The organism is Hamadaea tsunoensis DSM 44101 (assembly GCF_000428945.1).
Taxonomy (GTDB): Bacteria; Actinomycetota; Actinomycetes; order Mycobacteriales; family Micromonosporaceae; genus Hamadaea; species Hamadaea tsunoensis.
On record NZ_AUAX01000004.1, the window covers coordinates 422,939 to 436,403 of the forward strand.

Below are 13,465 nucleotides of genomic sequence, written 5' to 3' on the forward strand. Positions count from 1 at the left end.
TACGTACGCCGATGCTACGCACGGCGTAGTAGCAGGGTCAAGGAGTCCGGCGTCAGACCTCGGTCACCAGCGAGACCTCGATGTTGCCCCGGGTCGCGTTCGAATACGGGCACACCTCGTGCGCCCGCGCCACCAGCCGCTCGGCGTCGTCGGCGGGCATGCCGGGCAGGCGTACCAGCAGCTCGACGGCCAGGCCGTAGCGACCGTCCCCGATCCCGCCGATCGACACGCGGGCCGTCACCGTCGTCTCCGGCAGCTGCACCTTGCCCAGCCGGGCGACCGCCTTGAGGGCACTGTGCAGGCAGGCCGCGTACCCGGCTGCGAACAGCAGCTCGGGGTTGGCCGCCCCGCCGGCGCCGCCCATCTCCTTCGGCACGGCCAGGTCGAGATCCAAGATGCCGTCCGAGGTACGCGCGTGGCCGTTGCGTCCATCGCCGGTGGCGACGGCTTCGGCAGTGTAGAGAGTCTTCATGCCCGAAACGCTAACCCATTTCGGTTGTGCACAACCATTCCCTGCGGCCCGATGTGGCGGGATGCACTCGGTATCGAATGAAGATCAACAAGGGGGCTTCTGGTAATCGGTGCCGAAGGCACTCCTCATGAAAGCTTGAAGAGCACTCCCCCATGACCCGGATAGCCGGTCACATCGCGTAACGCGTCCTAGGACGCTAGGTATGAAGGAAGAAGCCAGGGTCTGCCAGCTCACTCCGCGACCGCCTTGACATCCGTGGAACGCCGTTCCAAGCTTGGCATGGAACGTTGTTCCAGCAGTTCGAGACGGATAGGTAGGGATCATGATGACGACACCGGTGACGATCGTGGGTGCGGGCCTCGGCGGGCTCACCCTGGCCCGGGTCCTGCATGTGCACGGCATCCCGGCGACGGTCTACGAGGCGGATGTCTCCCCCGATGCCCGTACGCAGGGCGGCCAGCTCGACATCCACGAGCACAACGGCCAGGTGGCGCTGGCGGCGGCCGGGCTCACCGACGCCTTCCACGCGATCATCCACGCGGGCGCGGAGGCGGCCCGGGCGCTCGACCCGGCCGGGAAGGTGCTCCTCGACCAGCCCGACGACGGCACCGGCGCCCGGCCGGAGGTGCTGCGCGGCGATCTGCGGCGCATCCTCCTGGACTCGCTGCCCGCCGGGACCGTCCAGTGGGGGCGGAAGATCACCGACGTCACGGCGCTCGGCGGCGGCCGGCACGAGCTCACGTTCGCGGACGGAACGCGCGCGACCGCCGAGATCCTCGTCGGCGCCGACGGTGCCTGGTCGAAGATCCGTCCGCTGCTGTCGGATGCGAAGCCTGAGTACTCCGGGACGACCTTCGTCGAGACCTACCTGTACGACGTGGACGAGCGCCACCCCGCCGCGGCCGCGGCCGTCGGTGTCGGCGCCATGTACGCGCCCACCCCCGGCCAGGGCATCACCGCGCACCGGGAGGCGGGCGGCGTCCTGCACACCTACGTCCAGCTCAACCGGTCCACGGAGTGGGTCGACGGGATCGACTTCGCCCGTCCCGGCGCGGCGGACCGGGTGGCGGCCGAGTTCGACGGCTGGGCCCCGGAGCTGACCGCGCTGATCACCGAGTCCGACACCGTCCCGGTCGCCCGCATGATCTACGCGCTGCCGGACGGGCACCGGTGGGCACGCGTACCCGGAGTGACCCTGCTCGGGGACGCCGCGCACCTGATGCCGCCGTCGGGCGAGGGCGCGAACCTCGCGATGCTGGACGGCGCGGAGCTCGGCCTGGCGATCGCCGCCCAACCGGACGACGTCGAGGCCGCCCTGGCCGCGTACGAGGAGAAGATGTTCCCGCGGAGCGCCGCGGAGGCCGTGGACGCGCACGAGATCGTGGACCTGTGCCTCGGCGACCGGGCGCCCTACGGGCTGATCGAGTTCTTCACCGGCGCGAACGCCTGACCGCGAACGACGCGGCAGACACGACGGGCGGCCTTCCCGACAGGGAAGACCGCCCGGACTACGTGCTTAGGACGACGCCTTGAGGGCGTGCCGGAAGTCGGCGTTGAGCCGGGAGATCGCGGCCAGCGGGATCCCCTTCGGGCACACCGCCGTGCATTCGCCGGTGTTGGTGCAGCCGCCGAAGCCCTCCTCGTCGTGCTGGTGCACCATCCCGAGGACGCGCGAGTCCCGTTCCGGCTGCCCCTGCGGCATCAGGCCGAGGTGCGTGATCTTCGCGGCGGTGAACAGCATGCCGGAACCGTTGGGGCAGGCCGCGACGCAGGCACCGCAACCGATGCAGGTCGCCGCCTCGAACGCCTCGTCCGCGTCGGGCTTCGGCACCGGGACGGCGTGCGCGTCGGGCGCGGAACCGGTCGGCGCGCTGATGTAGCCGCCGGCCTGGATGATCCGGTCGAACGCGCCGCGGTCCACCACGAGGTCCTTGACGACCGGGAAGGCCCGGGCGCGCCACGGCTCGATGTCGATCGTCTCGCCGTCGGAGAAGTGCCGCATGTGCAGCTGGCAGGTCGTCGTCGCCTTCTGCGGGCCGTGCGGCGTACCGTTGATCACCAGGGAGCACATGCCGCAGATGCCCTCGCGGCAGTCGTGGTCGAACGCGACCGGCTCCTGCCCGTCGAGGGTGAGCCGCTCGTTGAGGACGTCGAGCATCTCCAGGAACGACATGTCCGGCGACACGTCGTCGAGGTCGTACGGGACCATGCTCCCGGCGTCCTGCGGACCGTTCTGACGCCAGATACGCAGCTTGAGCTTCACTTGTAACTCCGGGTGCTCGGGTGGACGTACTCGAAGACGAGGTCTTCCTTGTGCAGCACCGGCCGGTCGCCGCCGCCCCACTCCCACGCCGCGACGTAGGAGAAGTGCTCGTCGTCGCGCTGGGCCTCGCCGTCGGCGTCCTGGCTCTCGGCGCGGAAGTGCCCGCCGCAGGATTCGGTGCGGTGCAAGGCGTCGATGCACATCAGCTCGGCGAGCTCGAAGAAGTCGGCGACCCGGCCGGCCCGCTCCAGGGCCTGGTTCAGGCCTTCGCCTTCGCCCGGGACCTTGACCCGCCGCCAGAACTCGTCCTTGAGGTCGCGGATGAGGGAGATCGCCTTGCGCAGACCCTCGTCCGTACGCTCCATCCCGCAGTACTCCCACATGATGTGGCCGAGTTCGCGGTGGAAGGAGTCGACGGTCCGGTCCCCGTCGATCGCCAGGAGCCGGGTGATGCGGTCCTCGACCTGCCGGCGCGCGGCCACCACGTCGGGGTGCTCGGCGTCGAGCTTCGGGAACGGCCCGGCGGCCAGGTAGTCGCCGATGGTGCTGGGCAGCACGAAGTAGCCGTCGGCCAGGCCCTGCATGAGGGCGGAGGCGCCGAGCCGGTTCGCGCCGTGGTCGGAGAAGTTGGCCTCGCCGACCACGAACAGGCCCGGGATCGTCGACTGGAGGTCGTAGTCGACCCACAGGCCGCCCATCGTGTAGTGCACGGCGGGGTAGATGCGCATCGGCGTCGCGTACGGGTCCTCGCCGGTGATGCGCTGGTACATCTCGAAGAGGTTGCCGTACTTCTCCTCGACGGCGGCCTGGCCGAGGCGGCGGATCGCGTCGGCGAAGTCGAGGTAGACGCCCAGCCCGCCGGGGCCGACACCGCGCCCCTCGTCGCAGACGTTCTTCGCGGCCCGCGAGGCGATGTCGCGGGGTACCAGGTTGCCGAACGCCGGGTAGATGCGCTCCAGGTAGTAGTCGCGCTCGTCCTCGGGGATCTCGGCCGGGTTGCGCTGGTCGCCCTTGGCCTTCGGCACCCAGACCCGGCCGTCGTTGCGCAGCGACTCCGACATCAGGGTCAGCTTCGACTGGTGGTCGCCGGAGACCGGGATGCATGTCGGGTGGATCTGCGTGTAGCACGGGTTCGCGAACAGGGCGCCCTTGCGGTGCGCCCGCCAGGAGGCCGTCACGTTGCAGCCCTTGGCGTTCGTCGACAGGAAGAACACGTTGCCGTAGCCGCCCGACGCGAGCACGACCGCGTCCGCGTACTCGGTGGTGATCTCGCCGGTGACGAGGTCGCGGACGACGATGCCGCGGGCCTTGCCGTCGGAGACGATGAGCTCCAGCATCTCGTGCCGGGTGTTCATCTCCACGGTGCCGGCCGCGATCTGGCGCTCCAGCGCCTGGTACGCGCCCAGCAGCAGCTGCTGACCCGTCTGCCCCCGGGCGTAGAAGGTGCGCGACACCTGGGCGCCGCCGAACGACCGGGTGTCGAGCAGGCCGCCGTATTCGCGGGCGAACGGTACGCCCTGCGCGACGCACTGGTCGATGATCTCGACGGAGATCTGGGCCAGCCGGTGCACGTTGGACTCGCGGGAGCGAAAGTCGCCGCCCTTGACGGTGTCGTAGAACAGCCGGTGGATCGAGTCGCCGTCGTTGCGGTAGTTCTTGGCGGCGTTGATGCCGCCCTGCGCGGCGATCGAGTGCGCGCGCCGGGGCGAGTCCTGGTAGCAGTAGCTCTTGACGTGGTAGCCGAGTTCGCCCAGGGTCGCCGCGGCCGAGCCGCCGGCCAGGCCGGTGCCGACCACGATGACGGTCAGCTTGCGCTTGTTGGCCGGGTTGACCAGCTTGGCCGAGAAGCGGCGGGTGTCCCAGCGCTCCGCGATGGGGCCTTCCGGGGCCTTGGTGTCGCGGATCGGTTCGCCGTCCGTGTAGAACTCCATAACTGTCAGCCCACCAATCCGAAGGTCACGCCGAGCGGCACGATGAGGAAGCCCCCGCTGATGACCACCGACACCACGAGCGCGGCCGCCTTGAGGGCGCGCTGGCGGCGGGCGTTGCTCACGCCCAGCGTCTGCAGCGCCGACCAGAGGCCGTGCCGCAGGTGGAAGCCGATGAGCACCATCGCGAGGACGTAGAAGGCCGTGACCCACCAGCGGCTCGGCGCGAAGTCCTGGGTCACCGCGGCGTACGCCTGCGTGGTGTCCGAGACCGGGTTCACCGTCCGGGTGGTCAGGTCGAGGATGTGCCAGATGATGAACAGCAGCACGATGACCCCGCCCCAGCGCATCGTCCGGGCCGCGTAGCTGCCGCGCACCTTCGGGCGGTGGGCGTAGCGGACCGGGCGGGCCTTGCGGGCGCGGATCGTGAGCACGGCCGCCGACCAGATGTGCGCGACGACCGCCACGGTCAGGACGGCCCGCTGGATCCACAGGTACCACTCGTTGGGCAGCACCGGGTTGCCGATGGTCCGCAGCCAGTGGGCGTAGTGGTCGAACGCCTCGGCGCCGACGAAGATCTTGAGGTTGCCCAGCATGTGCACGAAGAGGAAGGCCACGAGCAGGCCGCCGCTGGCCGCCATGATCATCTTCAGGCCGACGGACGCGCGCCGCACGGTGGGCCGGGCCGGTACGCCGGTCGGCGGTGCGACGGGACGAGGAGGAGACGCTACTGCCACATCAGGTGACGCTAGGAGCCATCTGAACGGGCCGTCCAATGCATGATGGACTCATTTTCGATAGCCGTAGACTATCGTCGTGCAGCTCCAACAGCTCCGTTACTTCGTCGCAGTGGCTGATACCCGGCATTTCACCCATGCGGCCGAACTGATCGGTGTGACCCAACCGTCACTGAGTAAGCAGATTCACGCCCTCGAAGCGGACCTCGGGGCGGAGCTGTTCACGCGTACGCGGGGGGCGGTGGCGCTCACCCCGGCCGGCGAGGCGCTGCTGCCCCTGGCCCGCCGGATCGTCGCCGACGCCGACACCGCCCGCGTCGAGGTCCAGGAGCTGGTCGGGTTGCGGGCCGGCCGGCTGCGGCTCGGGTCCACGCCGTCGCTGTCGGTCAGCCTGCTGGCCCCCGTCCTGCGCCGGTACGCCGACGCGTACCCGCGGGTGCGGCTGCACATCGAGGAGTCCGGCTCGCAGGACCTCGTCCGGCACCTCGTCGCCGGGCAGCTCGACCTGGCCGTGATCGTGCTGCCCGAACGCGGGACCGACCCGAGTCTGCGTACCGAGCCGATCCTGCGGGAGAGCCTGGTGTGCGCGTCCTCGCTGAGCATGCCCCCGCCGACCGAGCAGCCGCAGTTGCGCATCACCGAGCTGCGCGACCAGCCGATGGTCATGTTCCGGCACGGCTACGACCTGCGCGACGCGACCGTCGCCGCCTGCGAGCGGGCCGGGTTCACCCCCACGTACGCCGTCGAGGGCGGCGAGATGGACGCCGTCCTCGCGTTCGTCGAGGCCGGCCTCGGCGTCGCCCTCGTGCCGTCGATGGCGGTCGCCGGGCGTACGCGGCTGCGGATCACTCCGCTGGCCCGGCCGGCCGTGTACCGGACGGTGGCGCTCGCCCACCGCCGGGACGTGACCCCGACCCACGCCGCCCGGGCGCTGCGCGACACGCTGCTCGCGTACCTGACCGAGGCGGCCGCGTGGAGCACGCTGCCGCCCGGCGTCGACCCGCTCTGAGCCCGGCCGCGCCAGGAACGGCCATCCCGCCACGAGCGCTCATGACGTCTGGAAGTCCGCCATCATCGCCATGTCCTCGTGTTCGAGGTTGTGGCAGTGCAGCAGGAACGCCCCCGCGTAGTCGGTGAACCGGGTGACGATCTCGGCGCCCTCGGCCGGCCGCAGGTCGATGGTGTCCTTCCACCCGGCGTCGTACGCCCCCGGCTCGAACAGGTTGCGCGACAGCACCTGGAAATGGTTGAGGTGCAGGTGGATCGGGTGGTGGTAGTCGGTCACGAACCGCCACACCTCGATGCTGCCCAGCTTCGGCGTCGCGAGCGCCCGGCCCGGCTTGTACTCCAGGTCGTTGACCGTCCAGGTCCCGCCGGGCGTCTGGTGGAACCGGAACGTCCGCGTCGCGACGGCCTTCGCCGGGTCCAGCACCGGGATCTCGGCGAGCGTCGCGGGCACCGACGAGTCGTCGCCGCGATCCGAGCCCGTCACGTCGAAGCGCATGACCTCCCGCATCCGGCCGGACGCGAACGTGTTGACGAGGCGTACGCGGGTGCCGGGCTTGTACTTCGCGAAGTCGACGACCACCTCGAACCGCTCCCCCGGAGCAAGCTGGACCGCATCGTGGCCGACCGGCCGGGCGAGCAGGCCGCCGTCCGCGGCGATCTGCACGAAGGCGTCCCCGCCCGGCGGCTGCGGATCGAGTTCGAGCCGGTAGCGGCGGGCGTTGGCCGCGTTGAGCAGCCGCAGCCGGTAACGCGCCGGATCCACCGCCAGCACCGGCCAGGGCGCCCCGTTGACCAGCTGCACGTCCCCGAGGACACCCGGCATCAGCGCCTTGTACAGGAACGAGCCGTCGGCCGCGAACGACCGGTCGGCCAGCATGAGCGGGATGTCCCGGTCCCCGCGCGGCAGCGGCAGGGCGTCGGACTCGTCGTCGCGTACGAGATGGAAGCCGGCGAGGCCCTTCCACACGTTCGGGGCGGTCGCGCCCATCCGGTGGTCGTGGTACCAGAGCGTGGCCGCCGGCTGGTCGAACGGGTACGCGTACTCCCGGGAACCCTGCGAGACGTCGCGCTGCATGGTGTTCATCCCGGACATGGACGCCATGTCGTGCCCGGAGACGGGCATGACCAGGTCGATCGGGTAGCCGTCGCTGTCGGCGGGCGTGTGACCGCCGTGCAGGTGGACCACGGACGCCTCAGGCAGCTGGTTGGTGTGCTTGACCACGGTCTTGCGGCCGGAGCGGGAGACGATCGTCGGGCCCGGGAAGGTGCCGTTGTAGGTCCACGCCGGGGTCTTCAGTCCCGGCAGGACGGACAGGGTGGAGATGCCCTGGGTGATCTCGTAGTAGTCGGTCGTCCCGTCCGTACGCGACGGCGTCAGCACGGCCGGGATCGGCAGCGGGACCTGGAACGCGGGCGGGATCGGCGCCTCGCTGCCCAGCAGCTGCCCGGTCTGGCTGCCCGGCTTGAGCAGCTCGTAGAGGCCGGTGCCGAGAACCGCCGCGCCCGCCAGGCCGACGCCGGCCCGCAGGAGGTTCCGCCGGTTCACGCCGCCTCCCCCGTCACAACGTCCGCACCGGCCGTGACGGCCGACTCAGGACCGGGCGAGGCGGCGCGCACCGGACGGCTGAACGCCATCCGCGCCCCCTGGGCCAGGCCGAACACCAGCAGCGTGCCGAGCAGGACGTGCACGCTGAGGATGCGCGAGCCGCCGAGGAACGCCTGCAGGGCGATGACGAACGGCATCACGATCCCCGGAACGAGGATCGAGCGCGGCGCCCCGGCCCGCCGGGCGAAGATCACCACGACCAGCTGGATCAGCGAGACCGCCAGCATGGCCATCGCACCGATCATGTGGACCCTGATCATGTTGTAGTTGCCGTCGAGGAAGCTGCCCGCCAGCGCCGCCTGCCCGGCGGCGAGGACCACCAAGGTCGTGGCGGTCACGCGGTTCAGCACGAAGGACACACGTCTCATGCCAGGCACGATGCCGCGTACGCCGCCCGGTGTCGTCGTGCCGGCGAAGGCAATCGCGCCTGCTCCCAGCGCAGTACGCGTACCGTCCCGGACGTACTCCCCCGGTACGCCGGTGGCCCGACGCGGACCCGCCGACCGTTCCTCTACCGTCGGCGTATGCGCAGACAGCTGGCCATCTCCGCCGCAGTGGGCGGGCTCGCGTACGCCGGGGCGCTGGCGGCCCCGCCCGGCCGCGTACCGCTGGACGGGCTCGCGTACGCGCTGCTCGCCCTCGCCGCCCTCGCGATCGCCTTCCGGTGGCGGGCGCCGGTGCCCGTGCTGGCCGTCACCACGGTGGCGGTCGTCGTCTACATCGACCGCGGCTACCCGGGCGTCGTGCCCGCGGTGCCGATGATGTTCGCCCTGTACGCGGCCGTGAAGCAGCGCCATCGCGCCGCCTCGGTCCTGGCCATCGTCATCACCGTGGCGGTCGGGTTCGCCGGTCAGCTGATGGCCACCGGCCGCAGCGCCCCCGCGCCGGACGTGTTCCAGGGCTGGTTCCTGCTCGCCGGCTGGATGGTCGCGGCCGGGCTGACCGCCGAGTTCGCCCGCCAGCGCGAGGCCACCGTCGAGGCCGAACGGCGCCGGGCCGAGTTCGCCGAGCGGACCCGCGAGGAGACCGCGCGCCGCCGGGCCGACGCCGAACGCCTGCGCATCGCCCGCGAGCTGCACGACTCGCTGACCCACAGCATCTCGATCATCAAGGTGCAGGCCGGGGTCGCCGTCCACCTGGCCCGCAAGCACGACCAGCCCGTCCCCGAAGCGCTCCTCGCCATCCAGGAGGCCAGCGGCGACGCCATGCGCGAACTGCGCGCCACCCTGGAGGTCCTGCGCGACGATCACCCGAGCGCCCTCCAGCGGCTCGACGCGCTCGTGGCCGGCGCCCGCCGCGGCGGCCTGCCCGTCCAGCTCACCGTCCACGGTGCCGCCCGGACCCTGCCCGCCGCGGTGGACCAGGCCGCGTACCGGATCATCCAGGAGGCGCTGACCAACACCGCCCGCCACGCCGGCCCGGCCGCCGCCTCGGTCGAGCTGCACTACGAAGATCACCAGCTCGGCGTACGCGTGCAGGACACGGGATCGGCCGCGGACCCGGTCGTCCCCGGCGTCGGCCTGTCCGGGATGCGCGAACGCGTGACCGCGCTCGGCGGCTCGCTCGCGACCGGGCCGATGTCCGGCGGCGGCTTCGCCGTGCACGCCGTGTTGCCGCTGCCCCTCCCCGCCACCGGAGCAACCTCATGATCAAGGTACTGATCGTCGACGACCAGGCCCTCATCCGCGCCGGTTTCCGGGCACTCCTGGCCGAAGAGGACGACATCGAGGTCGTCGCCGAAGGTACCCACGGCGGCGAAGCGGTCGAGCTGGCCGTCGCGTACCGGCCGGACGTGGTCCTGCTCGACATCCAGATGCCCGGCCTGGACGGGATCGAGGCGACCAGACTGATCAGCGGGGACGAGCGGCTGGCCGGCGTACACGTGGTGATCCTGACGAACTACGGCCTGGACGAGTACGTCTACGACGCGCTGCGCGCGGGCGCCGCGGGGTTCCTGGTGAAGGACACCGACCCGGCGGACCTGCTCCACGGCATCCGCGTCGCCGCGCGCGGCGACGCGCTGCTGTCCCCGGCGATCACCCGCCGGCTGATCGGCGAGTTCGTGGCACGCCGGCCGCGCGGCGCGGTCGCGGACGCGCTCGGCGTGCTGACCCACCGCGAGCGGGAGGTGGTGGCGCTGGCCGCGCGCGGGCTGTCCAACGAGGAGATCGCCGAGACCGCGGTGATCAGCCTGGCCACGGCGAAGACCCACATCAGCCGGGCGATGACCAAGCTCCACGCCCGCGACCGTGCGCAACTCGTGGTCTTCGCCTACGAATCCGGCCTGGTCCTCCCGCCCGACCGCACCTGACACGACCGCCGCCGTCGCACGTTCCAGCTCTTGTCGCGACTGTCCGACTTGCACCCCCACCTTCCCGACGATCTTGCGCGAATGTCTCGAATTTCGTCGGGAATGCGCGGAATGCCGGTACATTCGCGCAAGATCGGCGCTGCGGCTCAGGTGGACGTGGCTATGCTCGGCCGATGGCAGTGGACCTGGTCTACGAGACCCACTCGATCACCACCGACAACGAGTCCGGCCACGCCACCGGCTGGCTGCCCGGCGAGCTCTCCGAGACCGGCCGCCGGTTCGCCGCCGACCTCGGCCGGCGCCACCGCGACGACGGAACCGTGGCCGTGTACGCCTCCGACCTGCGCCGCGCTGTCGAGACCGCGGAGATCGCCTTCGACGGCAGCGGCATTCCGATCCACACCGACGCCCGGCTCCGCGAGGTGAACTACGGCGACTGGAACGGGATGCCGGTCAGCCGCCTCGAAGCTGAGCGGTCCGCCCGGATCGACACGCCGTTCCCGGGCGGCCAGAGCTACCGCGAGGTCGTCACGCAGACGGCGGACCTGCTGCGGGAGCTGGCGTTGAAGCACGACGGCGAGCGGATCGTCCTGATCGGACATTCGGCCACCCGGCACGCGCTCAACGTGCTGCTGCAGGGCGCCCGCCTGGAGGATCTGGTGGACGCCCCGTTCAAGTGGCGCGAGGGCTGGGAGTACGTGCTGCCGGCGGGCTGGACCCTGAGCCTGACCATCACGGGCACGACGACCACCAAGTCCGTACACGTGACGAAGAGCGACTGCTGATCGGAGCAGGAACCGACGGCGGTCACAGGTCCAGGAGGGCGTGGTCGGTGGACAGCTCGCGGAACCGCGCGGCGGGATCGCTGACCAGCCGCCGGGTCTCCAGGTCGAGCAGCCCGCCGACGCTGGCCAGCTCGGCGACCACCGTCCCGTCCGCCTTCGTGTAGCGCTGCTCGATCCGGAACGTCTTGCCCTCGCCCCAGAGGAACTTCAGCGACACGTCGACCTCGTCGCCGCCCCGCAGTTCGCGCAGGTAGCGGATGGTGACCTCCAGCGCGACCGGCCCGACCCCCGCGGCGATCAGCTTGTCCTGGGGCAGCCCCGCCGCACGCAGCGCTTCCCAGCGGGCATGCTCGGCGTACTGGAGGTAGACGGCCTGGTTGAGATGCCCCTGGGTGTCGAGTTCGTACCCTCGCACCACGATCCGCACGGTGAACACGCGCCCACGTTACCCAGAGGGGTATGACGGTACGAGCGGGCGCGCCCTACGGCACGCCCGCTCGTCTGGTGCGGGTCAGGAGATGCAGATCCCCATGACCTCGACCTCCCAGGAACTGCCGAACGGTCCGATCTCGCGGGCCGTCACCTCGGCCGTACCCACGTTGAGCTTGGGGTTGACCGTGGCCAGCGACACCCCGCCGAGCGCGTACGTGATCGCCCCGCCCGCGCCCGACAGCTCCGGCGTGGTGCCGCCGCACATCGAGGTGTCCTCGGTCTTGGGCGTCACGGAGTTGTTCGCGCTCGGGAACGACGTGTACGCCATCGACCCCGGGCTGTACGCGCACATCGCCTGCACCGAGAACGAGTAGTTCCCGGGCGTGCCGTAGTTGTACGCCGTGGCCGAGACCTGGTTGAGCGCGCTGGTGAACCGCAGCTCGTCGATGGCCACCTGGCCGTTGGCACTGTCCAGGAAGTAGCCGCCGCCGACCGTGTACTTGCCCGTCGGGCAGGTCGCGACCGGGGTCTTGTAGTTCGGGTCCGGCCCGAGGGTCGCCTGCACGATCGTCAGGCCGGACAGCGTACCGGCGGGTGCGCACACTCCGTAGACCTCGACGGTCCAGTTGGCCGTCGTCGAGATCGCCTCGATGCCGAACGCCGTGGCGGTCGCGCCGGTGGCCGTGTCGGCGTACGCCTTGGTGAGCAGGACGTCGCCGTTGCCGGTGACCGCTCCGCCGACCGTGGTCAGCTTGTCGCCGGGGTTGCAGCTCACCGTGATCGACTTCGATGACAGCGAGTCGTTGGCGCTGATGTTGTGCACCCGGTACAGGCCCAGGCTGGCGTGGGCCGGAGCGGCCGGGCCGACCAGCGCCGCGGCGGCCACGAGGCCGGCACAGAGAGCCAGTTTGAGGATGGATTTCACGGGACCTCGTCCCTTCGTCGGCCACCGTGGACGGTGGCGTCTGCCGTCGAGACTCCGGACCGGCCTCCGCGCTACGTCAGCGCGCGGCGTACCCGGCCGGGCTGACGCGGGCATGACGCGACCGTGACACCCCGGCCAAGACTGGCGGCATGGGTCTCACACATCTGATGATCATTACGGCGCTGGCGGCCGGCGGAGCCGCTCCCCTCGACGCCCCGGCGACACCGGGGCGGTACGCCGCGGCCACCGCGGTGTCGGTGGCGACGGCGAAAAGCGTCCGGGTCGACTGTCCCGCCGGGACGGTCGTCTTCGGTTCCGGCGGCCGGGTCGTCGACGGCTTCGGCGGCGTGGTGCTGACCGGGATCATGCCCGACCCCGCCCTGCGTTCGGTCACCGCGTACGCGGTCGCCCGGCCCGGGCACAAGGGTCCCTGGGGACTGGTCGCGTACGCGGTCTGCCTGCCGGAAAGCGGCCTCGCCCCGGTACGCGTCGCGGCGATCGGCGCCGGCTACACGGTGACGGCCTCGTGCCCGACCGCGACGGTCCTGTACGGCAACGGTTTCCTGCTGCCGAACGCCGACGCGGCCACCTACGCGGACGAAGTCGTGCCGGACGCGGGCCTCACCGGCGTCACCGTGCACACGGCCGGTACCCCGCCGGGCATCGGCGGCCTCGTCGTCTACGGGGTGTGCGCCGGCCGGATGGACCGGTACGAGCGTACGCACGGGGTGTCCGGAGCCGGGCCGGGGTCGCCGAAGGAGGCGTACGCGCCGCTGCCGGACTACATCCTCTTCGACCACGGCCGGTGGACGTTCGGCGCGGGCGGCCTGGTCGAGGGGAGCGCGACCGCGTTCCTCGACGGGCTCGACCCGGCCACCGACGTCGCCGGCGCCTGGGCGAGTGCGAGCCGGCTGGAGACGACGGTGGTCGGCCTCACCGGCGACGACTACACCGTCACCACCTACGCGGCCACCATCGGCTCCTGGTACTGACCCCGC

14 protein-coding genes are annotated in these 13,465 nt (G+C 71.2%); 6 read left to right on the top strand and 8 right to left on the bottom strand.

The features are described from left to right. Positions 1 to 52: 52 nt before the first annotated feature. Positions 53 to 472 carry an organic hydroperoxide resistance protein gene (locus G401_RS0109560; protein ID WP_027342324.1) on the bottom strand — a complete coding sequence of 140 codons (420 nt, stop codon included), beginning with the start codon at positions 470 to 472 and terminating at the stop codon, positions 53 to 55. Between the two features lie 322 nt (positions 473 to 794). Here G401_RS0109560 and G401_RS0109565 point away from each other — a divergent pair, with 322 nt between their 5' ends. Next, on the top strand, positions 795 to 1,922 hold the full coding sequence (locus G401_RS0109565; protein WP_322787721.1) for an FAD-dependent oxidoreductase: 1,128 nt from the start codon (positions 795 to 797) through the stop codon (positions 1,920 to 1,922). 66 nt (positions 1,923 to 1,988) lie between these two features. On the opposite strand, the gene G401_RS0109570 is transcribed toward G401_RS0109565, so the two are convergent. Genes G401_RS0109570 through G401_RS0109580 form a run of 3 tightly spaced genes read right to left on the bottom strand, consistent with a single transcriptional unit; the run spans position 1,989 to position 5,337 of the window. Beyond that, positions 1,989 to 2,735 carry a succinate dehydrogenase/fumarate reductase iron-sulfur subunit gene (locus tag G401_RS0109570; RefSeq protein ID WP_027342326.1) on the bottom strand — a complete coding sequence of 249 codons (747 nt, stop codon included), beginning with the start codon at positions 2,733 to 2,735 and terminating at the stop codon, positions 1,989 to 1,991. Continuing rightward, complete coding sequence (locus tag G401_RS0109575) at positions 2,732 to 4,666, bottom strand: fumarate reductase/succinate dehydrogenase flavoprotein subunit (protein WP_027342327.1); 1,935 nt, start codon at positions 4,664 to 4,666, stop codon at positions 2,732 to 2,734. The genes G401_RS0109570 and G401_RS0109575 overlap by 4 nt, the downstream gene beginning before the upstream one ends. Positions 4,667 to 4,671: 5 nt before the next feature. Further along, complete coding sequence (locus G401_RS0109580; RefSeq protein WP_027342328.1) at positions 4,672 to 5,337, bottom strand: succinate dehydrogenase cytochrome b subunit; 666 nt, start codon at positions 5,335 to 5,337, stop codon at positions 4,672 to 4,674. A gap of 136 nt (positions 5,338 to 5,473) precedes the next feature. On the opposite strand from G401_RS0109580, the gene G401_RS0109585 reads away from it, so the two are divergent. Then, positions 5,474 to 6,409 carry a LysR family transcriptional regulator gene (locus tag G401_RS0109585; protein WP_027342329.1) on the top strand — a complete coding sequence of 312 codons (936 nt, stop codon included), beginning with the start codon at positions 5,474 to 5,476 and terminating at the stop codon, positions 6,407 to 6,409. A gap of 39 nt (positions 6,410 to 6,448) precedes the next feature. On the opposite strand, the gene G401_RS0109590 is transcribed toward G401_RS0109585, so the two are convergent. Together G401_RS0109590 and G401_RS0109595 are read right to left on the bottom strand one after the other, a co-directional pair. Beyond that, positions 6,449 to 7,954 carry a multicopper oxidase family protein gene (locus tag G401_RS0109590; RefSeq protein WP_027342330.1) on the bottom strand — a complete coding sequence of 502 codons (1,506 nt, stop codon included), beginning with the start codon at positions 7,952 to 7,954 and terminating at the stop codon, positions 6,449 to 6,451. Further along, positions 7,951 to 8,382, bottom strand: a complete 432-nt coding sequence (locus G401_RS0109595; RefSeq protein ID WP_157545526.1) for a hypothetical protein — start codon at positions 8,380 to 8,382, stop codon at positions 7,951 to 7,953. The genes G401_RS0109590 and G401_RS0109595 overlap by 4 nt, the downstream gene beginning before the upstream one ends. 156 nt (positions 8,383 to 8,538) lie before the next feature. Between G401_RS0109595 and G401_RS0109600 the strand changes: the two genes are divergently transcribed. From G401_RS0109600 to G401_RS44605, 3 genes are all read left to right on the top strand, one after another. Next, a complete protein-coding gene (locus G401_RS0109600; RefSeq protein WP_051366412.1) occupies positions 8,539 to 9,663 on the top strand; it encodes a sensor histidine kinase in 1,125 nt (374 codons plus the stop codon). Then, the gene (locus G401_RS0109605; protein ID WP_027342333.1) at positions 9,660 to 10,325 is read left to right on the top strand and encodes a response regulator; all 666 of its coding nucleotides are present in this window, start codon (positions 9,660 to 9,662) and stop codon (positions 10,323 to 10,325) included. Before G401_RS0109600 ends, G401_RS0109605 begins: the two co-directional genes overlap by 4 nt. A gap of 173 nt (positions 10,326 to 10,498) precedes the next feature. Continuing rightward, a complete protein-coding gene (locus tag G401_RS44605) occupies positions 10,499 to 11,110 on the top strand; it encodes a histidine phosphatase family protein (protein WP_051366413.1) in 612 nt (203 codons plus the stop codon). A gap of 22 nt (positions 11,111 to 11,132) precedes the next feature. Here G401_RS44605 and G401_RS0109615 read toward each other — a convergent pair whose 3' ends face one another. Then, positions 11,133 to 11,546, bottom strand: coding sequence for an acyl-CoA thioesterase (locus G401_RS0109615; RefSeq protein ID WP_027342334.1), 414 nt, complete (start codon positions 11,544 to 11,546; stop codon positions 11,133 to 11,135). A gap of 75 nt (positions 11,547 to 11,621) precedes the next feature. Then, on the bottom strand, positions 11,622 to 12,467 hold the full coding sequence (locus G401_RS0109620; RefSeq protein WP_027342335.1) for a hypothetical protein: 846 nt from the start codon (positions 12,465 to 12,467) through the stop codon (positions 11,622 to 11,624). A gap of 149 nt (positions 12,468 to 12,616) precedes the next feature. Between G401_RS0109620 and G401_RS0109625 the strand changes: the two genes are divergently transcribed. Next, positions 12,617 to 13,459, top strand: coding sequence for a hypothetical protein (locus tag G401_RS0109625; RefSeq protein WP_027342336.1), 843 nt, complete (start codon positions 12,617 to 12,619; stop codon positions 13,457 to 13,459). Positions 13,460 to 13,465: the final 6 nt, after the last annotated feature.

Bases quoted from the DNA above. Each gene is read 5' to 3' on its own strand.
- G401_RS0109560 (WP_027342324.1), bottom strand. From the start codon at position 472: ATGAAGACTCTCTACACTGCCGAAGCCGTCGCCACCGGCGATGGACGC.
- G401_RS0109565 (WP_322787721.1), top strand. From the start codon at position 795: ATGATGACGACACCGGTGACGATCGTGGGTGCGGGCCTCGGCGGGCTC.
- G401_RS0109575 (WP_027342327.1), bottom strand. From the start codon at position 4,666: ATGGAGTTCTACACGGACGGCGAACCGATCCGCGACACCAAGGCCCCG.
- G401_RS0109595 (WP_157545526.1), bottom strand. From the start codon at position 8,382: ATGAGACGTGTGTCCTTCGTGCTGAACCGCGTGACCGCCACGACCTTG.
- G401_RS0109600 (WP_051366412.1), top strand. From the start codon at position 8,539: ATGCGCAGACAGCTGGCCATCTCCGCCGCAGTGGGCGGGCTCGCGTAC.
- G401_RS0109605 (WP_027342333.1), top strand. From the start codon at position 9,660: ATGATCAAGGTACTGATCGTCGACGACCAGGCCCTCATCCGCGCCGGT.
- G401_RS44605 (WP_051366413.1), top strand. From the start codon at position 10,499: ATGGCAGTGGACCTGGTCTACGAGACCCACTCGATCACCACCGACAAC.
- G401_RS0109625 (WP_027342336.1), top strand. From the start codon at position 12,617: ATGGGTCTCACACATCTGATGATCATTACGGCGCTGGCGGCCGGCGGA.